This is a genomic window from Thioclava sp. F28-4 (assembly GCF_002020045.1).
In the GTDB taxonomy this organism is placed as follows: domain Bacteria; phylum Pseudomonadota; class Alphaproteobacteria; order Rhodobacterales; family Rhodobacteraceae; genus Thioclava; species Thioclava sediminum.
The window spans coordinates 1-372 of record NZ_MPZQ01000066.1 but is presented as its reverse complement, the minus strand read 5'-3'; the positions used below and the strand labels follow the sequence as shown (position 1 = coordinate 372).

Annotated in this window: 1 protein-coding gene; it reads left to right on the top strand. The window is 67.7% G+C overall.

Going from position 1 to position 372, the window contains the following annotated elements; genetic code table 11:
• Positions 1-372 (top strand): IS66 family transposase zinc-finger binding domain-containing protein (locus BMI87_RS21900; protein WP_146681751.1); only part of this gene is annotated, 372 nt, incomplete at both ends.

The following is a 372-nucleotide window of genomic DNA, read 5'->3' as shown; positions in this document are numbered from 1 at the left end:
CCCCGGCGTGCAGCCCGGCGCAATCGAGGCAACCTGCCCAAGGACCTGCCGCGCATCGAGCGCGTGATCGAGCCGGACAGTTTGCAATGCCCTTGTGGCTGCGGGGAGATGCACAAGATCGGCGAGGACCGCACAGAGCGACTGGACATCGTGCCCGCCCAGCTGCGCGTGCTCGTCACGGTTCGCCCCAAATACGCCTGCCGCGCCTGCACCGATGGCGTGACCCAGGCGAGCGCCCCGGCGCATCTCATCGACGGCGGCCTGCCGACCGAGGGCGCCATCGCGCATGTCCTGATCAGCAAATATGCGGACCACTTGCCCTTGTATCGGCAGAGCCGGATCCTTGCCCGATCGGGCATCGAGATCCACCGC